General features: G+C 69.5%; 20 protein-coding genes. 9 read left to right on the forward strand and 11 right to left on the reverse strand.

All coding sequences use genetic code 11. The annotated features are described in order from the left end of the window. Window positions 1-190 precede the first annotated feature (190 nt). From T9R20_RS15965 to T9R20_RS15985, 5 genes are read right to left on the reverse strand one after another with little or no spacing between them, the layout of a single operon-like run. Window positions 191-1,474 carry an ABC transporter substrate-binding protein gene (locus T9R20_RS15965; RefSeq protein WP_322410323.1) on the reverse strand — a complete coding sequence of 428 codons (1,284 nt, stop codon included), beginning with the start codon at window positions 1,472-1,474 and terminating at the stop codon, window positions 191-193. Beyond that, on the reverse strand, window positions 1,471-2,529 hold the full coding sequence (locus T9R20_RS15970) for a branched-chain amino acid ABC transporter permease (RefSeq protein ID WP_322410324.1): 1,059 nt from the start codon (window positions 2,527-2,529) through the stop codon (window positions 1,471-1,473). Before T9R20_RS15970 ends, T9R20_RS15965 begins: the two co-directional genes overlap by 4 nt. Beyond that, on the reverse strand, window positions 2,529-3,410 hold the full coding sequence (locus T9R20_RS15975; RefSeq protein WP_322410325.1) for a branched-chain amino acid ABC transporter permease: 882 nt from the start codon (window positions 3,408-3,410) through the stop codon (window positions 2,529-2,531). Before T9R20_RS15975 ends, T9R20_RS15970 begins: the two co-directional genes overlap by 1 nt. Window position 3,411: 1 nt before the next feature. Then, window positions 3,412-4,122, reverse strand: coding sequence for an ABC transporter ATP-binding protein (locus T9R20_RS15980; RefSeq protein WP_322410326.1), 711 nt, complete (start codon window positions 4,120-4,122; stop codon window positions 3,412-3,414). Then, window positions 4,109-4,888: an ABC transporter ATP-binding protein gene (locus T9R20_RS15985; RefSeq protein ID WP_322410327.1), complete on the reverse strand. Its 780-nt coding sequence runs from the start codon at window positions 4,886-4,888 to the stop codon at window positions 4,109-4,111. The genes T9R20_RS15980 and T9R20_RS15985 overlap by 14 nt, the downstream gene beginning before the upstream one ends. A gap of 254 nt (window positions 4,889-5,142) precedes the next feature. Between T9R20_RS15985 and T9R20_RS15990 the strand changes: the two genes are divergently transcribed. Beyond that, window positions 5,143-6,507 carry an aminomethyl transferase family protein gene (locus tag T9R20_RS15990; protein ID WP_322410328.1) on the forward strand — a complete coding sequence of 455 codons (1,365 nt, stop codon included), beginning with the start codon at window positions 5,143-5,145 and terminating at the stop codon, window positions 6,505-6,507. A 176-nt stretch (window positions 6,508-6,683) separates the two neighbouring features. Beyond that, window positions 6,684-7,130 carry a DUF6069 family protein gene (locus T9R20_RS15995; protein ID WP_322410329.1) on the forward strand — a complete coding sequence of 149 codons (447 nt, stop codon included), beginning with the start codon at window positions 6,684-6,686 and terminating at the stop codon, window positions 7,128-7,130. A 54-nt stretch (window positions 7,131-7,184) separates the two neighbouring features. Here the strand turns inward: T9R20_RS15995 and T9R20_RS16000 are convergent, their stop codons facing one another. Next, window positions 7,185-7,721 carry a hypothetical protein gene (locus T9R20_RS16000; RefSeq protein WP_322410330.1) on the reverse strand — a complete coding sequence of 179 codons (537 nt, stop codon included), beginning with the start codon at window positions 7,719-7,721 and terminating at the stop codon, window positions 7,185-7,187. Window positions 7,722-7,769: 48 nt separating this feature from the next. Next, complete coding sequence (locus T9R20_RS16005) at window positions 7,770-8,399, reverse strand: hypothetical protein (RefSeq protein WP_322410331.1); 630 nt, start codon at window positions 8,397-8,399, stop codon at window positions 7,770-7,772. A gap of 65 nt (window positions 8,400-8,464) precedes the next feature. Between T9R20_RS16005 and T9R20_RS16010 the strand changes: the two genes are divergently transcribed. Both T9R20_RS16010 and T9R20_RS16015 read left to right on the forward strand, forming a co-directional pair. Then, on the forward strand, window positions 8,465-9,346 hold the full coding sequence (locus T9R20_RS16010; protein WP_322410332.1) for an IclR family transcriptional regulator: 882 nt from the start codon (window positions 8,465-8,467) through the stop codon (window positions 9,344-9,346). Next, window positions 9,339-10,130 carry an NAD(P)-dependent oxidoreductase gene (locus T9R20_RS16015; protein WP_322410333.1) on the forward strand — a complete coding sequence of 264 codons (792 nt, stop codon included), beginning with the start codon at window positions 9,339-9,341 and terminating at the stop codon, window positions 10,128-10,130. The genes T9R20_RS16010 and T9R20_RS16015 overlap by 8 nt, the downstream gene beginning before the upstream one ends. A gap of 177 nt (window positions 10,131-10,307) precedes the next feature. On the opposite strand, the gene ligM is transcribed toward T9R20_RS16015, so the two are convergent. Next, window positions 10,308-11,714 (reverse strand): vanillate/3-O-methylgallate O-demethylase, encoded by a 1,407-nt coding sequence (ligM, locus tag T9R20_RS16020; protein ID WP_322410334.1) that lies wholly within the window; start codon window positions 11,712-11,714, stop codon window positions 10,308-10,310. A gap of 142 nt (window positions 11,715-11,856) precedes the next feature. On the opposite strand from ligM, the gene T9R20_RS16025 reads away from it, so the two are divergent. The 4 genes from T9R20_RS16025 to T9R20_RS16040 are packed head-to-tail and all read left to right on the forward strand — an operon-like array spanning window position 11,857 to window position 15,442. Further along, window positions 11,857-12,612 (forward strand): PIG-L deacetylase family protein, encoded by a 756-nt coding sequence (locus tag T9R20_RS16025; RefSeq protein ID WP_322410335.1) that lies wholly within the window; start codon window positions 11,857-11,859, stop codon window positions 12,610-12,612. Continuing rightward, window positions 12,609-13,322: a 4-carboxy-4-hydroxy-2-oxoadipate aldolase/oxaloacetate decarboxylase gene (locus tag T9R20_RS16030; protein WP_322410336.1), complete on the forward strand. Its 714-nt coding sequence runs from the start codon at window positions 12,609-12,611 to the stop codon at window positions 13,320-13,322. The genes T9R20_RS16025 and T9R20_RS16030 overlap by 4 nt, the downstream gene beginning before the upstream one ends. Next, window positions 13,309-14,385, forward strand: a complete 1,077-nt coding sequence (locus T9R20_RS16035; protein WP_322410337.1) for a PrpF domain-containing protein — start codon at window positions 13,309-13,311, stop codon at window positions 14,383-14,385. Before T9R20_RS16030 ends, T9R20_RS16035 begins: the two co-directional genes overlap by 14 nt. A gap of 49 nt (window positions 14,386-14,434) precedes the next feature. After that, window positions 14,435-15,442, forward strand: coding sequence for a VOC family protein (locus T9R20_RS16040; protein ID WP_322410338.1), 1,008 nt, complete (start codon window positions 14,435-14,437; stop codon window positions 15,440-15,442). 82 nt (window positions 15,443-15,524) lie between these two features. Here T9R20_RS16040 and T9R20_RS16045 read toward each other — a convergent pair whose 3' ends face one another. Then, entirely contained in the window at window positions 15,525-16,382 is an 858-nt protein-coding gene (locus tag T9R20_RS16045) for a helix-turn-helix transcriptional regulator (RefSeq protein ID WP_322410339.1), read from the reverse strand. Window positions 16,383-16,551: 169 nt separating this feature from the next. On the opposite strand from T9R20_RS16045, the gene T9R20_RS16050 reads away from it, so the two are divergent. Further along, window positions 16,552-17,415 carry an SDR family NAD(P)-dependent oxidoreductase gene (locus T9R20_RS16050; protein WP_322410340.1) on the forward strand — a complete coding sequence of 288 codons (864 nt, stop codon included), beginning with the start codon at window positions 16,552-16,554 and terminating at the stop codon, window positions 17,413-17,415. Between the two features lie 94 nt (window positions 17,416-17,509). On the opposite strand, the gene T9R20_RS16055 is transcribed toward T9R20_RS16050, so the two are convergent. Together T9R20_RS16055 and T9R20_RS16060 are read right to left on the reverse strand one after the other, a co-directional pair. Next, window positions 17,510-18,622 (reverse strand): 5-methyltetrahydropteroyltriglutamate--homocysteine S-methyltransferase, encoded by a 1,113-nt coding sequence (locus tag T9R20_RS16055; protein WP_322410341.1) that lies wholly within the window; start codon window positions 18,620-18,622, stop codon window positions 17,510-17,512. A gap of 82 nt (window positions 18,623-18,704) precedes the next feature. Next, window positions 18,705-21,572, reverse strand: a complete 2,868-nt coding sequence (locus T9R20_RS16060) for a DUF6351 family protein (protein WP_322410342.1) — start codon at window positions 21,570-21,572, stop codon at window positions 18,705-18,707. Window positions 21,573-21,741: the final 169 nt, after the last annotated feature.

The following is a 21,741-nucleotide window of genomic DNA, read 5'->3' on the forward strand; positions in this document are numbered from 1 at the left end:
CGCCTCCGCCACCGCTCCCCACCCCACAGCGCACGATCCGTCATAAACTCCGGCCTACGCGCGGCGCGAGCCGCACCCTGTGACGGGTCGCGCACGTCGCGGAACGCGGACCGTGGAACGCGGAACGCCGGACGCACACGAAGGCGCGCCGCCCCGGCGGGGACGGCGCGCCTCTCGACGGGATTGCGGGTTACTCGAAGGCCTCCACCGTGTCGTAGCCGCGGCCGTTGTACTTCTGCACCACGACGCTGGAGACGGCGGGCTGGCCGTCCTCGGTCGTGTCGACCGCGGTGCCCTCGAGCATCAGCGGTGCCTGGTAGTCGGAGACCGTCCGCAGCGCCTCCATGAAGTTCTCGCGGGTCGGCTCTGTCATCTCCGCGAACACCTGCTCGAGCGTGCCGCCGATCATGTAGCTCCACATGCAGTGGGGGAACGCCGGCATGTCGGGGTAGTCGGCGTACTCGGCGAGGTTGGTGAGGAAGTCCTGCACGTCCTCGTCCTCGGCGAACGCGGGGCTCGCGGGCGCCTTGGCGAAGGACACCGAGTACACGCCCGGGAACGCCGTCGCCCCGCCCGGCTCGAGGATCGCCGTCGGGCTGGAGGTGTTCGAGGGCAGGAACCACGACGGGAGCCATCCGAGCTCCTGCGCCTTCTGCAGCGACGAGATCACCAGCGGAGTGATGGACATCGCGTTGAAGAAGACGTCGGCGCCAGAGGCGGCGAGCTCGGTCAGCTGCGCGTCGACCGAGGTGTCGGTCGCCTCGTAGGTGAGCTCCTCGACGATCTCGACGTTGTCGGCGCCCTCGATCGCCTCTTTGAAGCCCTCGACGTAGCCCTCGCCGTAGTCGTCGTTCTGCGCGAGGATCGCAACCTTGTGGTCTTCGCCCGACGCGGCCAGCAGCTCACCGAACGCGGCGCCCTCGTTCTGGTAGATCGGAACGAAGCCGAGCTGCCAGGGGCTCTCCTGGGTGTTGGAGAACAGCGGGTCACCGGTCATGATGAGCACCTGGGGCACCTCATCGTCGATGGCCGCCTCGCGCCATGCGCGGTTGGTCGGCGTGCCGAGACCCGAGGTCATGGCGAACACGCTGTCCTTCAGCTGCTCGAAGTTCGCCGCGGCCTGCTGCGGATCGTACGCGTCGTCCAGGGCCTCGATCTCGACGGTGCGGGTGTTGCCGTCACCGAACTCGATGCCGCCCGCGGCGTTCGCGGCACCGAAGTAGGCCTCGATGCCCGCCACCGTGCAGGTGCCGGGGCCGGCGGTCGGACCCGACAGCGGTGTGGTGATGCCGAGCGTGATGCTGTCGTCGGTGATGCCGGGGCTCGCGGCGACGGCGTCGCCCGACGCGTCGCCGCCCCCGGTGTTCGCGCCGCGGGCACAGCCCGTGGCCACCAGGGCGAGGATGCCGATGCCGGCGACGACGGTCGTCACCCGTGCCCGGCGTCCCCACGTCTTCGTGTGGAACTCGCTCATGTGTCTTGCTCTCTCTCGGTGGATGGGTGGGATGCGGCGACCGGCTGCGGTGTCGCCGCCTGAGACCGCGCGCCGGGTCCCCCGCCCCGATCGCCGCGGCGGACCAGCCGCCCGATGACCCGGGGAAGCGAGACGAGCCCGCCGGGGAGGAGGAACAGCACGAGCAGCAGGATGGCGCCCTGCAGCATCGCGGTCAGGTTCGGGTCGATGATGTTCGTCAGCTGCGGGACGAGGACGTAGTAGGCGCCGCCGAGGATCGACCCGACGATGCTGCCCGCCCCACCGACGACCATCGAGATGACGAGTTCGATCGAGTGACCGAAGCTCAGCGTCTCGGGCGAGGTGTACTGGATCACGACCATGTAGAGGAACCCGCTCACCCCGCCGATGAGGGCGGCGATGGTGAAGGCGAGCACCTTGTACCTGTAGGGCGAGATGCCCATGGATGCCGCGACCGCCTCGTTCTCCTTCACGATGGCGAATGCGCGACCGTACTTCCCCCGCACGAGGTTGCGGGTGAGGAGGAAGGTGATGCCGCCGATCAGCAGCACGAGGTAAAGCTGCCACTGGTCGTCGTAAAGGGGCGCCCACTCGGGGGCGCCCGAGAACCGCGCCGACAGGCCCTGCGATCCGCCGGTGAACTCCCCGAGGCGCCGGGCGAGCGGAACGCCGACGATCGGGAGGGCGATGGTCACCATCGCGATCGCGAGCCCCCCGAGGCGGGCGGCCGCCAGTGCGATCACCAGACCGACGAGAGCGGTGAGGGCCAGGGCCAGGATGAACACCAGGATGATGTTCCACTCCTGCGACACCCCGTAGGCGGTGATGTAGGCCCCGAGCCCGACGAAGAAGATCTGGCCGAGCATGACCTGGCCGGTGTAGCCCATGATCACGTTGAGCCCGAGTACGGCGACGGCGAAGACGCCGATGCGGGCGAGGGTGGAGTTCGTGCCCGCGTCGAAGACGAGCGGCAGGATGATCGCGGCGAGGACGCCGAGCGCGAGGCCCGCCCCTCTCACCCAGGGGCGCTGCAGGAAGCCGGTTGTCGTCGTCATCACACCCGCACCACGACTTTCCGGCCGAACAGGCCCTGCGGCCTGAGGATCAGGACGATGAAGAGGAGGATGAAGGGCACCGCGATCCGGAGGTCGTAGCCGATGAAGGGCACATAGACCGCGGCGAGGTTCTCGAGGACCCCGATGAGCCACGCGGCGACCACCGCGCCGAGGGGGCTCGAGAGTCCGCCGATGATGACGGCGGCGAGGGCGTAGACCAGCGCCCCGTCCATCATCCCGGGGGTGAGGGTGAGCTGGGGAGCGACCATCGCGCCGGCGACGGCGCCGAGAGCTGCCGCGAGCCCCCAGCCGACCATCAGGAGCCGCCCGACCTTCAGCCCCGAGAACGACGCCGACTCGGGGTTGATCGCCACCGCCCGAAGCGCCAGACCCAGCTTGGTGCCGACGAACAGCCCCTGCAGGATCAGCATGATCACGACGATGACGAAGATCGTCCCGAGCGAGCGGACGCTGACCACCGCTCCCAGGATGGTGACGGTGTCGAGCGGGAAGAGGGACGGGAACTGCAGGTTGTTGTAGCTCCAGATCCACGCGCAGATGCCGGTGATGAGCGTGAGGAGGCCGATCGTGACCACGACCGCGGTGTCGGGGTCGCCCTTCTCGAAGCGGCGCATGAGGTATCGCTCGATGAAGGCGCCGATGAAGAACGACACCACCACCGAGGCGAGGATCGCCAGGATCAGCGGCAGCCCCCACACCGTGAACTGGTAGGCGATGTAGGCCGAGAGCACAGCGATGCCGCCCTGCGCGAAGTTGATGAGGCCCGTGGCCTGATTCACCAGGACGATCGCGAGAGCGAGCGCCGCATAGATCGACCCGGTCGACAGACCGTCGACGACGAGTTGGATGAAGGTCTGCACGTCAGCCTCCCAGGTATGCGCGGCGGATCTCGTCCATGCCCCGCAGCTCCGCGGTCGAGCCGGTGATGGCGTTGTGCCCCGTCTCAAGCACCGTGGCGCTGTCGACGAGGGTGAAGGCGAGGTTGGCGTTCTGCTCCACGACGAGCATTGCGATGCCCGACTCGCGGCGGAGGCGGCCGATCGCCTCGTAGACGGACTTGGCGGTGGAGGGCGCGAGACCCAGCGAGGCCTCGTCGAGGAGCAGGAGGCGGGGCTTGGCCATGATCGCCCGGGCGACCGCGAGCATCTGCTGCTCGCCGCCCGAGAGGGCTGACCCGTTCGAACGGATGCGGTCGCGCAGCTGCGGGAAGAGGTCGAGGCAGTACTCGATGTCGCTCTCGATGCCCTTGCGGTCGCGCCGCAGATATGCACCGACGCGGAGGTTCTCCCGGACCGTGAGCCCGCCCAGGGTGCCACGACCCTCGGGGACGTGCGCGATACCCATGGCCGCGACCTTCTCGGGCTTCGAGCCGCGGATGTCCTTGCCCTCGAAGAGGATGCTGCCCCCGGCGCGGACGGTTCCGCTGATCGCGCGAAGGGTGGTCGTCTTGCCGGCGCCGTTCGCACCGAGGATGCCGACCGCCCCGCCGTCGGGCACGGTCAGCGAGACGCCCTCCAGCACCTGGACGGGTCCGTAGAAGGCGGTGACGTCCTTCAGCTCAAGCAGCGTCATCGGCGGCATCCTTTCCGATGTACGCCTCGATCACCCGAGGATCGGACTGCGCTTCGGCGGCGGTGCCCTCCATGAGCTTCCGGCCGTGGTCGAGGACGACGACGTGGTCGGTGAGGGCGGCGATGAGGCCCATGTTGTGTTCGACGACAACGACGGTGATGCCGTCGTCGCGGACGCGCCGGACGGTCTCGATCAGCTGCTCCACCTCGTTGTGCGGCAGCCCCGCGGCCGGCTCATCCAGGAGCAGGAGCGCGGGCCGGCTCATCAGCGCCCGGCACAGCTCGATGCCCTTGTGGAGGCCGTGCGACAGCTCGTCGGCCCGGACGTAGGCGGTCCAGCCGAGGCCGTTGCGCTCGAGCAGAGCGAGCGCCTCGGCACGCAGCTCCTTCTCGGTGCGGCGGGTCCGCGGCATCCGCATCGACCATTCCAGGGCCCCGCCGGGGAGGCGCCCGTGGGCACCCAGGAGCACGTTCTCGAGCACCGTCTCACGCAGCTGGAGGGCGGGATGCTGGAAGGTGCGGGCGAGGCCGTGCTTGGCCAGGCTCGCGGGCGAGGAGCCCAGCACTTCGGACCCGTCGATCGTGATCGATCCACTCGAGGGCTTGTAGTGGCCGCTGATGCAGTTGAACAGCGACGTCTTGCCGGCTCCGTTGGGCCCCACGAGCCCCGCGATGCTTCCGGGTTCCACGGCGAAGGAGACATCCTCGAGCACCCGGACACCGCCGAAGTGGAGGTTGACGTCCGACACCGTCAATCGAGCACCCATTGCCCGCCTTCCGTCGTCGCGTCTCTGCTCTGACCAGGGATCGAGTCATCCCGTGAGGGGACGCTACGCGATCATCGTAGAAATTGTCAACGATTTTGGTGCGCAGATTGGATGACTGTGGCCCATTCGTGACCTCGTGGTCCGATCGTGGCGCGCGCCGATGGGATGCCGACGCCTATTTCCGTTGAACGGAACAAGTTGCCTCGGCTGGTGTCGCGCCGCATAGTGTGACGCCGACGAATGGAGGGTCGACGATGACCGAAACACTGGCCCAGGCGATCGCCCGCGAGGGAAGCCCGGTGGAACTGCTGCGGAACCAGAACTGGCCCGCGTTCACTTTCCCGGTGGCGCCGGAGTTCACGAACTGGCGCGACGAGCAGCGCGCCTGGAACACCTCGGTGGCGCTGATGGACCAGTCGCACCACATGACCCAGCTGTTCATGGACGGTGCCGACCTGATCCCGCTGCTGCAGAGCATCTCGCCGAACACCTTCGCAACGTTCCGGCCGGGCGTCGCCAAGCAGCTCATCTCGGTGAATAAGGACGGTTACCTCATCGGCGACGGCATCCTGTTCTACAACGACGAGGGGCCTGACGGCATCGTGCTGGTGGGGCACCACATCCTCATCGACTGGGTGCGGTTCAACATCGAGAAGGCCCAGCGCGCCGGCAAGGACGTGCGGTATCGCCTCGACCCGAACTCGCACATGCGCCAGGGCCCGCCGACGTTCTACCGCTACGAGCTGCAGGGGCCGCACGCCGACCGCGTGATGGAGAAGATCTTCGGCGGCCCTCCGCCGGCGATCAAGTTCTTCCACATCGGCGACGTCGAGATCGCCGGCAGGCCCGTCAAGGCGCTCCGCCACGGCATGGCCGGGCAGCCCGGCTTCGAGTTCTACGGGCCCTGGGAGGACAACGAGATCGTGCTGAACGCGATCATGGAGGCCGGGGAGGAGTTCGACATCCGCCGCGTGGGCGCGAAGGCGTACTCGTCCTCGCCGCTGGAATCGGGGTGGGTCCCCACGCCGTTCCCGGCCATCTTCGACGAGGACTTCGCCGAGTACCGCGAATGGCTCCCCGCCGCACGCATCGGGTCGATCGGAGGATCGCTCTACTCGTCCGACATCCACGACTTCTACATGACGCCGTTCGATCTGGGCCTCGGCCGCTCGGTGCGCTTCGATCACGACTTCCACGGCCGGGAGGCGCTGGAGAAGATCGCCGAGGCGCCGACGCGTCGCAAGGTCACGCTGATCTGGAATTCGGAGGATGTCGCCGACGTCGTCCGCTCTCAGATCGAGCCCGGGGTGCCGGCGAAATACCTCGACTTCCCGAAGGCCCGCTACGGCTTCTACCAGATGGATGAGGTCCAGCAGGGCGGGAGGCGCGTGGGCATCTCGAGCGATGCGGGCTACGTCGCGTTCGACCAGCTGTACATGTCGCTCGCGACGCTCGACAACGACGTGCCCGAGGGCGCCGAGGTCGAGGTGCTCTGGGGCGAGGATCCGATCTCGCGAAAGCACTCGGTCGAGCAGCACCGCCAGGTGCGCATCCGCGCGACCGTCGCACCGGCGCCGTACCACGAGTACGCCCGCACGGTGTATCGCGCGAACAGCTGAGGCGCATCCGGCGACTCGCTTGTCGCGACTCCCGTCTCACCCTTCGCACGGAGATTCGCGCTCCTGCGGTGCCGTTTCGCTCAATCGGTCCGCAGGAGCGCGGATCTCCTCATGAGTGCGAACGGGACGGCGCCCGTTTCGCTCCGAGTGGAGTGGATGTCGGGTAGCGTGCGAGCATGCGCGGCGTGATGACCCGGTATGCGGGGCTGAGATCGGTCTGGATCATCCTCATCGCGGTGCTGGGCGCCGTGCTGGCGAACCTGGCCATCTACGGCATCGCCCGCCTCGCAGGCGTGGAGTTCTGGTTCACCGCCGCAGGTGGCCCGCTCCAGGTGCTGCCCCCGGTGCTGATCCAGTTCACCGCTGTCCCTCTGCTCGTCGGGCTGACCGTGGCGGCGATCGTCGGGAACTGGTGGCGCTGGGTGTTCCTCGTCGCTCTGGTCGTGGCGGTACTGCTCGAGGTGGGAACCATCTTCGCGCTCACGATCCCCGCCGATTTCGACACCGGCAGCACCGTCGCCCTCGCGCTCTGCCACGTGGCCATGGTGCCGTTCACCGTCGCAGCACTCCTCGCCCTGCGCGCCCGCCGCGATGCGCGGCGAAGCGCCGTCACCCCCATGTGACGAAGACGGCTGCCGCCGCCACCCAGGCGACGACGGGGGTGGACGAGCTCCACCTCACCCCACCTGTCCGACCACGCGGTCGACCTCGTCGGGCGAGGTGAGGTAGACGCCGTCCTTGAGCCGGGGGCTGCCCCCGAGCGACGGCTTGTGGTCCACGCGTCCCGGCACCGCGGCAGGGTCGGGAAGGGTGAGCGCCGCGTACAGCCCACGCGGCGTCGCCTTGAACGACACCGCGATCCGCCCGTCCCGGTAGACGGGCAGGTAGGTGCGACACGGCTTGGCCGTGAACTCGGGCCCCGTGAGCCGGTCGAGGGCGTGGTCGTAGAGCGCGCGCTGCTCGGGGTACCGCCTGAATTGGTCGTCGACGAGACGTTCGGAGTCGGCGTACTGGTCGTCGCCGAAGGTGTGCTCCGCCACCGACGCCGCCTGGAACTGCCCGAGGCCGCGCTCGATGAGCAGCCGCGTGGCCGCCGCCGCATCCGCCACGCCCGCCTCCGCCAGCTCGGCCTGCCAACCGGCCAGATCCTTCCCCGTCTTCGACTTCAGGTTCGCGATGATCGCCTCGCCCATCGCCTTGGGGCCCAGTGCCATGTGATCCTCCTCGGTCCTGCGATCGACGCTAGCCAGTGGGGTGCGTCCTCAATAGAACGTCTGCGACATGTTCCGCCACGCGGTGGGGGTCCGGCCCGTATGCGACCGGCAGATCCGGACGTAGTGCGAGGAGTCGGCGAAGGCCCCGAGCGAGTTGTGCCCACCGGTGCGGTTGTCGGCGTCGAGAGTGCGCGCGAGCCGCGCGATGGTGTTGAGGGCCAGCGGCGAGCGGCCGGCGTACCGGAGCGCCAGTCGCTGCACCCGCCGATCGCCGGTCGGAAGCTCCTCGCCGCGCACCATCGTCTCCCAGAGGGTGAGGAAGTCGTGCTCGTCGGGGGTGACGGTGAGGCTGTCGCGGAGATCGTGCAGCAGGTCTGCGACCTGCGGCATCCCGTCGGCATTCGCGAACGGGAGCAGCAGGGGGTGGTCAGTCACGGCGATCGTGCGCTCGAGATGCCGGCGCGGCTCGCCGAGCAGGCACTTCACGACGTTCGGCGACAGCGCGGCGAGGGCGACAGGCCCCCGTGCCCGGATGACGTTCCGGTGCGGGAGGACGAGCCGGTGGGGCTCGACCGCCGTGTCGGGCGTGAGAAGCAGCGTGGCGTTGCCGGTGGGGAGCAGGTGCACCTCGTCGCCGTCCGCGATCTCGCGCTCGGAGAGCAGGAAGGGCACGACCATGACAACCATGATGGAACGGGCCGCGTGCGCGCGCGGCTAACATGGCGGCACCGAGGGAGGTGGGCATGGCACGCGGATCCGCGGGGGAGTCGGTGCTCCACAAACACCTCCGCATCCTCGAGACCTTCGACGCGTGGCATCCGTTCCTGACCCTCAGTGAGATCGCGGATGCCTCGGGGCTGCCTCGATCCAGCGCGCACCGCCTGGTCTCCGAGCTCGAACGCGAGGGGCTGCTCGAGCGCCTGCCGGACCGGACGTATCGTCTGGGCGTGCGCCTCTGGGAATTCGCCAGCCGCACACCGGGCGCCCTCGGGCTTCGCGAGATCGCGCGCCCGTGGCTCGCCGCCGTGCACGAAAGGGTGCGACAGCACACGCAGCTGGGGGTGCTGAGCGGCACCGACGTACTCTTCATCGAGCGCCTCTCGACCCGCGATGCGGTGCTGAACGCCACCCTCATCGGCGGACGGATGCCGCTGCACGCGTCCTCGAGCGGGCTCGTGCTCCTCGCCTTCGCCGACCCGGCTCTCGTCGCCGAGGTGGTCCGTCAGGGCCTGCGGGTCTACACCGACCACACCATCCGCACCGAGAAGGATCTGCGGGCACGCCTCCGGCAGGTGCGCGCCGACGGCTTCGCGGTCAACGACGGGCACATCCATGCCGAGTCGCGGGGAATCGCCGTGCCGGTCTCGGGGCCCGACGGTTCGGTCTACGCCGCCGTCGGGTTCGTCGTTCCCAACGACGGCGCGTCGCCGCATCCGTACATCGGACTGCTCCGCCGCGCGGCGGCGGGCATCGCGAAAGACCTCGCCGAGGCGTATCGGGCCGACGCGGAGGAGCACCCCCTGGGGATCCGCTCGCTCGTCCGCGGGTCGGAGCGATCGCTGGAGTATTTCGAGCAGCTCACCAGCGACCCGCACGACGCCGGGATCGTGGTGCGCGGTGAGTGAGCCGACGATCGCCGTGATCGGACTCGGTGAGGCGGGCAGCCGCTATGCCGTGGGGCTCGCCGCCGCCGGCGCGCGGGTGCGGGGATTCGATCCGCACCACGCCCTCGACCTGGCGGGCGTCGTCCACGCCGATGATGCGGCGGCAGCGGTGGCCGGAGCCGACCTGGTGCTGAGCCTCGTCCACGGCAGGCTCGCGGTCGAGGTCGCCTCGAGCCTCCTCCCCCACATCGTCGCGCCCACGATCTACGCCGACCTCAACGCCGCCTCACCCGACGCGATGCGGACAGTCGCGCAGATGGCGGCCGACCGCGGGGTGTCGATGGCGGATGTCGCGGTGCTCGCCCCCGTGCCGAGGGCCGGCCACGGGACGCCCCTCCTCGCCTCCGGCGACGGGGCCGCGGCGTTCGCCGCCCTGGTCGGCCCCCTGGGGGTGCCTGTCGAGGTGATCGACGCGCCCGCGGGCGCGGCCGCCGAGCGCAAGCTCCTGCGGAGCGTGTTCATGAAGGGGCTCGCCGCCGTGGTGCTCGAGAGCCTCGACGCCGCGCGCGCCGCGGATGCGGAGGCGTGGATGCGCGACCACATCGCCGCTGAGCTCGACGTCCACGGCGAGGGTCACGAACGCGTCGCGCGTCTGCTCGACGGCACCCGTGCCCACGCCGTACGGCGCGAGCAGGAGATGCGCGACGCCCTCGCCGAGCTCGAGGCGCTGGGCACCCCCACCGACATGACGCGCGCGACACTCGCCTGGCTCACGCGGCTCCGCGCCGCAGGCGCGCCGGACTGAGGGCCGCGGCCGGCCGCCGCGCGCGCTCCGAGCGTCGGAGAAACGCGCCTGCTTCGGAGCCCTCCCGCCGGATGCTCCGACGTTCGCGCGATTCTCCGAGGATGCGAGCGGGGCCCAGTGGGACGCGGCCGGGCGGAGCGGGACGCGGCCGGGCGGAGCGGCGGCGCCGCGCGCCGCTCAGGCCTGACCGGTGGTGCGCCAGCCGCCGTGGTACTCGGTGCGGGCGGTCTCGGCGTAGGGCACGGGGCTCACCACGGCGCGGACGGCGATCTGCTCGTGCGGCTCGACGGTGGTCTTGCCCGACCCGCCGTCGGGCTCACCCCACACCACGCGCACCTCGGCGCCGATCGGCACATCTCGGTCCACCGTCGCCAGCGACAGCCCGCGCTTCTCGTTCGCGGTGACGCCGGTGAACAGCGACAGCCCGACGGTGTTGCCGTCGGCGTCGATGACGGCGTCGTAGTTGGACGAGCCGTAGTTGGCGTTGGGCAAGTCGAAGAACTGGTAGCCGGGGCCCTCGCGGTCCAGGGGCGAGGCGAGGATCTTCGCGAGGTCCTCGTCGTTCCAGGCGAGCGTGACCTTCTTGCGCTGACGCTCGGGGTCGATCTGCTCGAGCGCCTCGCGGCCGATGAAGTCGTGGTCGAACTTCACGAACGAGCCGTACCCGAGCTCCCAGGGGTTCACGTAGTAGTCGTCGATGCTGTCGGAGACGAAGGAGCCGGCGAGGGCGTTGATCGCCTCGTAGCTGTTCGCGGGAAGCCACTCGCGGTAGCGGCGCTCGATGTCGCCGCCGGTGTAGATGGCGGGAAGCGGCGAGGGGATCCAGCCCGACTCGAGCGTGTTGGAGGAGTAGGCGCGCGAACCGCACGGCTCGATGCCGAACTCGGCGCCGGCCTCGAGGATCGCGTCGCGGATCTTGCCGTGCTGCTCGTACGGACCCCACAGCTCCAGGCCCGGGGCGCCGGCCATGCCGTGGCGCAGGGTGCGGACGTTCTCGCCGGCGATCGTCATCTCGCCCATGTGGAAGAACTTGACCTTCTCGACTTCGCCTCCGGCGAGCTTCTCGATGATCGCCCAGGCGTTCGGGCCCTGGATCTGGAAGCGGTAGTACTCGCGCTGCACCGCGGCGCCGTAGGGGCGCGAGGGCGAGCGGTCGTCGTAGCGGGTCTCAACGTCGTACCCGCCGGTCTCGGCGTGGAACTGCAGCCAGTTCGCCGCGGGCGCGCGGCCGACGTAGACGTAGTCGTTCTCGGCCTCGTGGAAGAGGATGCCGTCGCCGATCACTCCACCGTTGGAGGCGGTGGGGACGAACTGCTTGGCGACGTTGACGGGGAAGTTGGCGAAGCTGTTGATCCCGGTGTCGGAGAGCAGCTGCAGCGCGCCGGGGCCCGACATGAAGAAGTTCACCATGTGGTGCGACTGGTCGTAGAGCACGGCGGTCTCGCGCCAGGCCTTCTGCTCGCGCCGCCAGTTGGTGAACTCGGCGGGCACCACGGGGTAGATGTAGGTGCCGAGGCGGGAGTTGCGGAGCATCTCCACGGTATTCCCGCGCTCATCGAGCAGTTCCTGGAGGGTGGCGGCCATGGGGCGTCCTCGACTTCCTTGTCAGCACGGCATCCGCACGTGCGGCGACGGTGGGCGACATCCCTACGAGCGAAGGGATCCGGTAGCCCAGATTGTAGACAAAATCTTGACCATTCCGCTAGGGGTGTGATTCCCTTACGGCATGTCAGAGGCTCAGGGCACACTGCTGGTGGTCAGCGCCCACGCGGGCGACTTCGTGTGGCGCGCCGGGGGCGCGATCGCGTCCGCGGCGATGCGGGGCGACCGTGCTGTCGTGGCATGCCTGTCCTACGGCGAGCGGGGCGAGTCAGCCAGCCAGTGGCTGCAGGGCAAGGGGCTCGACGAGATCAAGGCGATTCGACGCGAGGAGGCCGAGGCCGCGGCATCCGCTCTGGGGGCCGAGATCGAATTCCTCGACCTCGGCGACTACCCCCTGGTCGAATCGCGCGAGGCCATCGTGAAGCTGGTCGACCTCTACCGGCGGGTGCAGCCCACCGTCGTGCTCACCCACACCCTGCACGATCCCTATAACGGCGACCACCCCGCCGCGGCGCGGATGGCCCTGGAAGCGCGGATCCTCGCGCAGGCCATCGGCGTTCCCAACGGCGACGGATCGACACCGACGAAGGAACAGATCATCGGCGCTCCGCCGGTGTTCTTCTTCGAGCCGCACCAGCCCGAGCAGTGCGACTTCACCCCCAACGTGCTGCTCGACATCACCGACGCCTTCCCCCGCAAGCGCGCGGCGATGGAGTGCCTCCCTGCCCAGAAGCACATGTGGTCGTACTACACCGACCTCGCCGTGCGTCGCGGGGTGCAGGTCAAGCGCAACGCGGGTCCGAACCTCGGCCTCCCCCACGACACCATGGGCGAGGCGTACATGCGCTACCTGCCGCAGGTCACGAACGTCCTGTCATGAGCGCCCGGCCCGTCATCGTCACCGACATCGCTCGGGCGGACCCCGGCGTGATCAATGCGCTGGCAGCCCACGGGGTCGCGACGGTGCACGAGGCGATGGGCCGCACGGGCCTCGTCGGGCCCGGGATCCGTCCCATTCAGGATGCCGCGCGCGTGGCCGGCAGCGCCGTCACCGTCTCTTCGGCTCCAGGGGACAACCTCATGATCCACGCGGCGATCGAGCAGTGCCGTGCCGGCGACCTGCTCGTCGTGACCACGACCTCACCGTCCACGGACGGCGCGTTCGGCGACCTCTTCGCCACGGCGCTGAAGGCGCGCGGGGTACGAGGCCTCATCACGACCACCGGGGTGCGCGACATCGCCGACCTGCGCGCCATGGGCTTTCCGGTCTGGTCGAATGGCGTGCACGCGCAGGGCACGGTGAAGGCGACGCCCGGCTCGGTGAACGTGCCGGTCGTCGTCGCGGGCGCCGTGGTGAATCCGGGAGACGTGGTGATCGCCGACGACGACGGTGTCGTGGTGGTGCCTCGCGCCGAGGCCGAGACGGCGCTGGCCGCCGCGGACGCGCGCGTGGCCAAGGAGGACGCCGATCGCGACGCCTACGGTTCCGGGCGGGAGGTGAGCCTTGACCGCAAGGGGCTACGACCACTGCTGGCAGAGCTCGGTGTCACGTACATGACGCAGGAGGAATATCACCGTGGCGGGCGCTGACGGCGTCCGGTGCATGCTGCTGCGGGGCGGCACCTCGAAGGGCGCGTACTTCGTCGCGGGCGATGTCCCTGCCGAGGCCGACGCCCGAGACGACCTGCTGCTGCGCATCATGGGCAGCCCCGACGCCCGCCAGATCGATGGGCTCGGCGGTGCGCACCCACTCACCTCGAAGGTCGCGATCGTCAGCCGGTCGAGTGAGCCGGACGTCGATGTCGACTACCTGTTCCTTCAGATCGGCGTGGACGAGCCCACGGTCGGTACGACGCAGACGTGCGGCAATCTGCTCGCCGGCGTCGGTCCGTTCGCGGTGGAGCGGGGGCTCGTCGACGTCGACGGCGATCATGCCGTCATCCGCATACGCCTGGTCAACACCGGGGATGTCGCGACGGCGACCTTCCCGCTCGAGGGCGGGATGCCGCGCTACGACGGCGAAGCATCGATCGACGGCGTGCCGGGAACGGCGGCTCCGATCGAGCTGGAGTCGGGCGGCATCCGTCCCCTCTTCCCCACCGGAAAGGTGAGCGATGTCGTTGCGGGCCGCACCGTCACCCTCGTCGACAACGGGATGCCGGTGGTGCTCGTGCGCCCGGAAGACGTCGGTGCGACGGGGGCGGAGACACCCGACCTCCTCGAGGCCGACACCGACGTGCGCGGAGCCGTGGAAGAGGTGCGTCTTGCGGCAGGCCCACTGATGGGGCTCGGCGATGTGGCCGACCAGACCGTGCCCAAAGTGATTCTCGTCTCTCCCCCCGCCGCCCAGGGGGCGGTCTCGACGCGCGCCTTCATCCCTCACCGGGTCCACTCCTCGATCGGCGTGCTGATGGCGGCGTCGGTTGCTGCCGGAATCTGCGTTCCCGGGACCGTCGCCGCGGACGTCGCCCGCATGCCGGCGGGCGAGCCGGCCGACGGCCTCGCGCTCGACGTCGAGCACCCGAGCGGCATCCTCACCTCACGGGTGCGGGTCGCCGCCGACGACCAGGGCGTCTGGCGCGCGACATCCGCGTCCCTTCGCACCGCCCGCAAGATCTTCGACGGCACCGTGTTCCCGCGGCCGCGCCGCTGACCGCCCACCCCGCCCACGTCAGACCCACCCGCGTCAGAGAGGACCGATCATGGCCAGCAGCGAGAACTTCGACCTCGCCCACATCGGCGGCGTCGAGCTGCTCACCCCGAAGTTCGATGAGAGCCTGCACTTCTTCCGCGATCTGCTGGCGATGCGCGTCGTCGCCGAGCAGGGGGACTCGGTGTACCTGCGGTGCTGGGACGAGTACCAGCTGTACACGCTGAAGCTCACCGCGTCCGACACCAACGGCATCGGCCGCACGCTCTTCCGCACGACAAGCCCCGAGGCGCTGGAGCGGCGGGTGACGGCGATCGAGGCGACCGGGCTGGGTCACGGCTGGCGCGAGCCCGAGGTCGGCGTCGGGCGGTCGTACGAGTTCGAAGACCCCGACGGGCACCTCATGGCGGTGTACTACGACACCGAGCACTACGTCTCGGACGACGAGGACCGGCCGGCGCTGAAGAACCAGGCGTCGGCGTTTCCGGGGCGCGGGGTCAACGCCCGCCGCATGGACCACATCAACTACCTCGCGTCCGACGTCAACGCCTCAGGTGAGTTCTGGCGCGACGTCATGCGCTCTCGCGAATCGGAGCGCGTGCGCCTGGACGACGGCCGCTACGGCGCCTGGTGGTTCCGGTTCCAGCAGAAGTCGTACGACGTCGTGTACTCCGACGACTGGACGGGCGAACGGGGCCGGTTCCATCACTTCGCCTTCGCGCCCGACACCCGCGAAGACATCCTGAAGGCCGCCGACATCTTCCTCGAGAACGGCGTGCACATCGAGTTCGGGCCGTACAAGCACGCGATCAACCAGACCTTCTTCATCTACGTGTGGGAGCCGGGCGGCAACCGCATCGAGCTGGCGAACGCCGGCGCGCGACTCATCCTCGACCCCGACTGGCCGGTCGTGGAGTGGAGTCAGGCCGAGCGGGCGAAAGGCCAGGCCTGGGGGGCGAAGACCGTCCCCACCTTCCACACGCACGGCACCCCGTTCGTGGAGAACCAGGAGGAGATCGACGCCGCCGCGATGCGCGGCGAGCCCTACAAGAAGCCCTGATGACGACTCGCCGGCGTTCACCGTTCCGGTTCTCGCCGGACCGCTGCCGGCCGGCCCGCGTCGCCGCCGGAGAAGGGACGGACTACACCGCCCGGGACGGAGTGGCGGTCCAGCTCGCCAGCAGGATCAGCGCCTCGTGCGATGCCGAACCCGGCTCGCAGGTATAGACGTAGAGCGCCTGGTCGCCGTCACCAGGAAACGTGAGCGTCTCGTACTGCACGGTGAGCTCGCCCACGACCGGATGCCGCAGGCGCTTCGCGCCGAAGGTGCGTTGGTGCACGTGATGCTCCGTCCACCAGGCGCGGAACTCCTCGCTGTTCTCGCTGAGTTCACCCACGAGTCTGCGGGTGTCGGGGTCACCGGGATTGCGTCCTGCTTCCAGCCGGAGCGCGGCGACGGCGTTGCGGGCCTGCTCCTCCCAGTCCACGAACAGCTCCCGCGCCTGCTCTGACAGCAGGATCCACCGCGCGTAGTTGCGCTCGCGAGCCGGCATGCGAGCGAAGTCGGTGAAGAGCGCGCGTGCCATTGCGTTGGCGGCGAGCACGTCGGCGCTGCGGCCGAGGATGAGTGCGGGCTGCGCGTCGAGGGCATCCAGCAGCTGGTGCAGGCCAGGGCGCACGCGCTGAGCCTGGGTGCGGGCGCGGGGACGTGGCGAGCCCGACAGCGAGAACAGATCGCGCAGGTGGATGCGCTCGGCGCGGTCCAGATCAAGGGCGCGCCCGATCGCCTCGATCACCTGGGTGGACGGGACGATGAGTCGGCCCTGCTCCAGCCGCGTGTAGTAGTCCGTCGACACACCCGCCAGCAGCGCGACCTCCTCACGGCGGAGCCCCTTTACACGGCGGACTCTGCCGTCATCGCGCAGATTCACACGCTGCGGATCGCACGCCGCCCGTGCACGGCGGAGGAGATCGGCGAGTTCGCGATTCACATCAGCCATGCGCCTCATGGTGCCAGACGACGCGCCTTCCAGCCTGGGTCGCTCATTCCCAGGTTCGCGACGGCCAGGAAGACGGGGGCGGGGTATGGGCGCGTGCGACCCCCGCTCGGGCGAAAACCTGGATGCAGCGGCCGGAGCGCACTCCGGCCCGGATGACTGGAGGAGACACATGACCAACCCCACCACCCGACCCGCCGTCTGGTTCGTCACCGGCGCCTCTCGCGGACTCGGTCTGGAGCTCGTCACCCAGCTGCTCGAGCGCGGCGACATGGTGGCGGCGACGACGCGATCGGCCGACCGACTCACGCGGGCGCTCGCCGACGTCGATACCTCGCACCTGCTCGTTTGCGAGGTGAACGTGGCGGACGAGAAGCGCGTCGCCGATGCTGTCGCCGCGGCCAAGAATCGCTTCGGCGGCCTCGACGTGGTCGTGAACAACGCCGGCTACGGCTTCCTCGCTGCGATCGAGGAGGTCACAGACCGCGAGGCACGCGAGATGTTCGACGTGCAGATCTTCGGCGTGTGGAACGTGCTTCGCGCGGTGCTTCCCGGTTTCCGCGCACAGCGCAGCGGCACCATCATCAACGTCTCGTCGATCCTGGGTCTCACCTCGTTCCCCGGATGGGGGCTGTACTGCGCAGGCAAGTTCGCTCTCGAAGGCATGACGGAGTCCCTGGCGTCTGAAGTCGCCGACTTCGGGGTCAAAGTCCGCCTGATCGAGCCGGGCTACATGCGCACCGACTTCCTCACCTCGCACTCCCTCGGGCTGCCGAGCCGTGCGAGCGACGCCTACCCGGCCATCCGCGAGATGACTGCAGCGCACCAGGCGATGCCCGGCACGCAGCTCGGCGACCCGTCGAAGGCGGCGGCAGCGATCATCACCGTGGCGCAGTCGGAGGACGCCCCGCTGCATCAGCTCCTCGGGTCTGATTCCGTCGCGTTCGCCGGCGCCCGCGTGCAGACGCTGCAGGCCGAGATCGAGGCCGCGCGCGCTCTCGCGGTCACGACCGACATCGCCCCGCCAGCTGCCTGAGCAGTCGAGGTGCCCACCGTGGTCGTGCCCCCACCGGCATGCGCCGTAGACGGCGACGAGCGCAACAGGGAGACTCGACACCGAAGACCGCGCGTCAGCCCCAGACGGCGTCGGCGACGGCGACGACCTCGCGGATCTTCGCCCACTGCTCGTGTTCGGTGAGGAGGTTCCCCTCCTCGGTCGAGGCGAATCCGCACTGCGGGCTGAGCGCCAGCTGCGCGAGCGGTGCGAACGCCGCGGCTTCGTCGATGCGGCGACGAACGGCATCCGGGTCCTCGAGATCACCGCTCTTGGTCGTCACGAGCCCGAGCACCACCGTCTTGTCTCCCTCGCGGAGGAACCGCAGCGGCTCGAATCCGCCTGCGCGCTCGCTGTCGTACTCGAGGAAGTAGCCGTCGTAGTCGACGACCCCCAGCAGCTGCTCGGCGACCGGCTCGTAGCCGCCCGACGAGATCCAGGTCGAACGGAAGTTTCCGCGACACACGTGCGTGGTGATGGTGAGGTCGTGGGGCTTGCCGTCGAGGATGCGATTGAGAAGCTCGGCGTAGCGCTCCGCGATGCCGTCGGTGCGGATGCCACGGCCCGCCGCCTTGGCGAGCTCCTCCTCGGAACAGAGGTAGGCCCAGGCGGTGTCGTCGAACTGCAGGTACCGCGCGCCGACGTCGTAGAAGGCCTGCACCGCGTCGCGGTAGGCCGTGACGAGGTCGTCGACGATGTCTTCGCGTCCCCCGTAGGTACCCGCGTCGATGTGCCCCGGCTCGAGGCGGAAGTCGAGCACGGTGGGCGCGGGGATCGAGAACTTGGGCACAGCCCCGGTCGTCCGCTCGAGGAGCGACGCCAGTGACCGATAGTGCTCGAGAAATGGATGCCGCGGGCTGAACCCGATCGGTCCGGTGATCTCGATGCCCCGCGGCCGCGTCTGCACCCCCTGGAACTGGATGCCGTGATCGAGTTCGACGATCTCGACGCCGTCGAGGAGCCCGAAGAAGTCGAAGTGCCACCAGGAGCGTCGGAATTCGCCGTCCGTGGCGAGCTGCAGTCCGGCATCGGCCTGTTGCACGACGAGTTCGGCGATCGCGGTGTCTTCGGCGACGCGCAGCCCCTCGGCATCGAGCTCGCCCGCGGCGTGACGCGCGCGCGCCTCGGCGAGCGCGGGCGGACGGAGGAAGCTGCCGACGATGTCGGCGCGGAACGGTGGCGTGGACATGGGTCGAGCGTAATCACGGCGCCGGCGCGGCGCGCACCCCTCGACACACGGGGTCACGTGTGTCGAGGGGTGGGCTCTCCGGTCAGCGCAGCCGGACGGCGTTCCTCGATTCGAGGGTGACCGTCGGGTACCCGTCCAGCGTGCCGGTGACGGCGACGGAGATGCTCGCGCCGCGATCATCCCTCGTCAAGGTGTACTGGCGGCCGGTCGCGCCGGCGATCGGCTCGCCGTCGCGGAGCCACTGGTAGCTGATCGACGTGCCGGGCGTCCAGACGCCGGCCACCCCGGTGACCCTGGCTCCGACCCACGGCAGGCCGATGACGAAGCCCTCCGTCGCGAGCGCCGTCTTCAGCGTCGGCTCCGAGCGCAGCGTCACGGTGTCGTAGCCGTCGAGGGCGCCTGTCACCTCGACGCTGATCGGCTGGCGCAGGTAGGCCGCGCTCACCTTCAGCGTGGCGCTGTTCTGACCGCGGATGGCGCGGTCGCCGACGTACCACTGGTAGGTGAGCCTCGCCCCCTCGGTCCAGGCGCCCGGCACGGCGGTGAGCCGCTCACCGACCGCCGGCGTGCCCTCGATCGTCGGCGTCGTGGCCTGCAGCGCGCGCAGCGTGGGGTCCGACACGATGCTGCGGTCGACGAAACCGGGAGCGGATGCTGTGACCCGTACCGTGATCACGGCACCGGCAACGCCTGGTTCGACGACGTAGGTCGCTCCGGTCGCACCCTCGATCGGCTGCCCATCGGCGAACCACTGGTACGACAGCGTCGCCTCGGCAGTCGACGACGAGCCGGTCGCGGTGAGCTCGGCACCGAGACGCGCATTGCCCGTGATCCCCACACCGTCGAGCGCTGCCACCTCGGTGTCGCCGAAGTCGAGCCACGTACCCTCGAGCTCGGTGTACCCCTGGCTCGGCTGCGTGTAGTCGCAGACTCCGGTGTCGAACAGCGCCGTCAGGCGGTTCCATTCGTCATCGGTCATCTCGGGGTAGTCGCTCCGCGACGGCTCGGTCAGCTCGCACTTCAGCACCTCGGCCGACAGCGGCAGCCCCGCCTCCGCCCGCGGCTGCGAGTGATACGGGTAGAGCGTGTTGCACGCCGTGGTGGGGTCGTCGTAATCGAGCACTTCGGTGATGAACCCGCCCTGGGCGTCGAAGCACCCGTCGGTCAGATCCGCCGGACGCGCCGCGACCGTGCGAGCCCGATCACCCGGCCCGCCGGCTTCGACGATCGCGTCGAGCCAGGCCTCGAGCTGCGTCAGGGCCTCGGCCCGCATCGCCGCCGTCGCCGGGCCGTTGTTGGGGCCGGTCCAGTTGACGTGGGTGTCGGCATCACCCCAGGCCTGCAGCATCCGCTCACGGATGATGGCGGACCGGTAGCGCTCGTGGAAGTCGCCGGTGGGGTCGGTGTAGTTGCGGATCTCGATGACCGGGATGGTCTCGAGTCCCCCGGTCATCATGTTGACCCGGCCCGTGGCGAAGGCCCGCTCGATTGCTTCGACACTCGCCTCTGAGCGCTCGGCCGTGCGGGCGCCGTCGACGTCGATGCCGCCGATGTTCTCGTTGAGAGACAGGAACTGCTGGGGCGTGATCACCCCGTCCGCGAGGGCGTTCAACCCGTACTGGACGCCGACGTTGTCGGGCTCCACGCGCAGGCCGCGGCCCTGTTCGTCGGTGCCGTAGACGTTCTTCACCATGTCGGCGATCGTGCACCGGAGGCCGTCGGGGTTGGTCGGCGACCAGCGGTCTTCGACCGGGATCGCCGCGTTGCACCCGCGGTTGGGGTCGTCGACACCGTCGAAGAAGGTGAAGCCGAAGCACGTGCCCGTGGTCGCATGGCCGGTGACGGCGAGCTTCTGCGCGTCGGTCCAGCCGGCGCCGGCCGGCGAGTTCCAGTAGCCGAGCAGACCGCGGCAGTCGTGACCGCCGATGGTGGTCGAGCGCTCGTCGGGGTAGCCGATCTCACCGAGCACCCCGTCGAGGATGCCGGGGTAGTTGTTCGACAGCAGCAGCTGCTGCATGGTGCCCGCGGATCCACCCGAGCCGATCGTGTACGTCACAGGGCCGAGCTGCTCGACGACGTGCTCCTTGACCATCATGGCCGTCTCGGCGCTGGTGACGTCGTTGCAGTTCTGGGCGTAGACGTTGAAGGTCGCCGAGGCCACCGCGTAGCCGCGGCTGAGGAGGAGGTCGTTCTCGACACCGCCGGTGGACGACCCCTGCCAGTACCCGACGCCGCAGGCCCCGCCGAAGGTGTAGGCCAGGCGCCCGTTCCATCCCGCGGGGCTCGCGAACGGGGTGGGTTCGGGGTCGGTCGGCTGGTGCAGCATCGCGGTCTCGTACACCGCGCGGTTGATGGTGCCTCGCTCGATGCGGACCACGTAGGGAACCGTGTCACCCTCGATTGTCGTCGTGGTGGCGACATCCGCCGGGGTCGAGCCGTCGGTCGGGTAGTTCGCGAACTGTCCGCCGGTGGTGCGGTAGCGGTAGGACACGACCGCTGCCTCGACGTGGCAGTCCTCGTCGACGGGACCGAGATTCCAGGGAGCGCCTGATGCGGTGCAGTACATCGGATGCTGCGGGCCCGAGAAAACCGGCCCGGTGATCGGGTGGTTCTCGATCTCGAGGCTCGCGAGCTCGCCGCCCGAGCCCGAGGTCACCGTGATCTCGCTGACGCCGATCGGGAGGTCCGTGACTTCGCCGACGAGTCTGCCGTCGAGCGGCGCGAACGCCGCGGTGACATCCGCACCAGCGGCGGTGACACGCACCTCGTCGGTGACACCGGAGATGCCGATGAGGGCGTCGCCGCCCGAGACGCTGTCGGCGCGCCCGGAGAGCACCTCGATGGCGGCGTCTGGTGGTGCGGCGAATGCCGCCACCGGGGTGAGGACGGAGGCGAGGAGCGCCACCGTCGCAGTCGTACACGCCCACAGGCGCGCTCGAGCAGAGGTCATAGGTCCCGAACCTTTCGACGTCATCGTCGTTGACATGCGGCGTCATCGTCGCACGCGAGTCATAGTAGAAGTCACAGTGACGAGCGTCAATGAAAGTTTGTAGTCACTGGTCCTCGGAGCACGCCGAATGACACCCGGGCGCGGCACGCACCGCGGGCGAGAACGGTCT

The organism is Microbacterium invictum (genome assembly GCF_034421375.1).
In the GTDB taxonomy this organism is placed as follows: Bacteria; Actinomycetota; Actinomycetes; order Actinomycetales; family Microbacteriaceae; genus Microbacterium; species Microbacterium invictum_A.

Coding starts and splice junctions, on each gene's coding strand:
- T9R20_RS15965 (WP_322410323.1), bottom strand. CDS start 1,474: ATGAGCGAGTTCCACACGAAGACGTGGGGACGCCGGGCACGGGTGACG.
- T9R20_RS15970 (WP_322410324.1), bottom strand. CDS start 2,529: ATGACGACGACAACCGGCTTCCTGCAGCGCCCCTGGGTGAGAGGGGCG.
- T9R20_RS15980 (WP_322410326.1), bottom strand. CDS start 4,122: ATGACGCTGCTTGAGCTGAAGGACGTCACCGCCTTCTACGGACCCGTC.
- T9R20_RS15985 (WP_322410327.1), bottom strand. CDS start 4,888: ATGGGTGCTCGATTGACGGTGTCGGACGTCAACCTCCACTTCGGCGGT.
- T9R20_RS15990 (WP_322410328.1), top strand. CDS start 5,143: ATGACCGAAACACTGGCCCAGGCGATCGCCCGCGAGGGAAGCCCGGTG.
- T9R20_RS15995 (WP_322410329.1), top strand. CDS start 6,684: ATGCGCGGCGTGATGACCCGGTATGCGGGGCTGAGATCGGTCTGGATC.
- T9R20_RS16000 (WP_322410330.1), bottom strand. CDS start 7,721: ATGGCACTGGGCCCCAAGGCGATGGGCGAGGCGATCATCGCGAACCTG.
- T9R20_RS16005 (WP_322410331.1), bottom strand. CDS start 8,399: ATGGTCGTGCCCTTCCTGCTCTCCGAGCGCGAGATCGCGGACGGCGAC.
- T9R20_RS16010 (WP_322410332.1), top strand. CDS start 8,465: ATGGCACGCGGATCCGCGGGGGAGTCGGTGCTCCACAAACACCTCCGC.
- ligM (WP_322410334.1), bottom strand. CDS start 11,714: ATGGCCGCCACCCTCCAGGAACTGCTCGATGAGCGCGGGAATACCGTG.
- T9R20_RS16025 (WP_322410335.1), top strand. CDS start 11,857: ATGTCAGAGGCTCAGGGCACACTGCTGGTGGTCAGCGCCCACGCGGGC.
- T9R20_RS16030 (WP_322410336.1), top strand. CDS start 12,609: ATGAGCGCCCGGCCCGTCATCGTCACCGACATCGCTCGGGCGGACCCC.
- T9R20_RS16040 (WP_322410338.1), top strand. CDS start 14,435: ATGGCCAGCAGCGAGAACTTCGACCTCGCCCACATCGGCGGCGTCGAG.
- T9R20_RS16045 (WP_322410339.1), bottom strand. CDS start 16,382: ATGGCTGATGTGAATCGCGAACTCGCCGATCTCCTCCGCCGTGCACGG.
- T9R20_RS16050 (WP_322410340.1), top strand. CDS start 16,552: ATGACCAACCCCACCACCCGACCCGCCGTCTGGTTCGTCACCGGCGCC.
- T9R20_RS16055 (WP_322410341.1), bottom strand. CDS start 18,622: ATGTCCACGCCACCGTTCCGCGCCGACATCGTCGGCAGCTTCCTCCGT.
- T9R20_RS16060 (WP_322410342.1), bottom strand. CDS start 21,572: ATGACCTCTGCTCGAGCGCGCCTGTGGGCGTGTACGACTGCGACGGTG.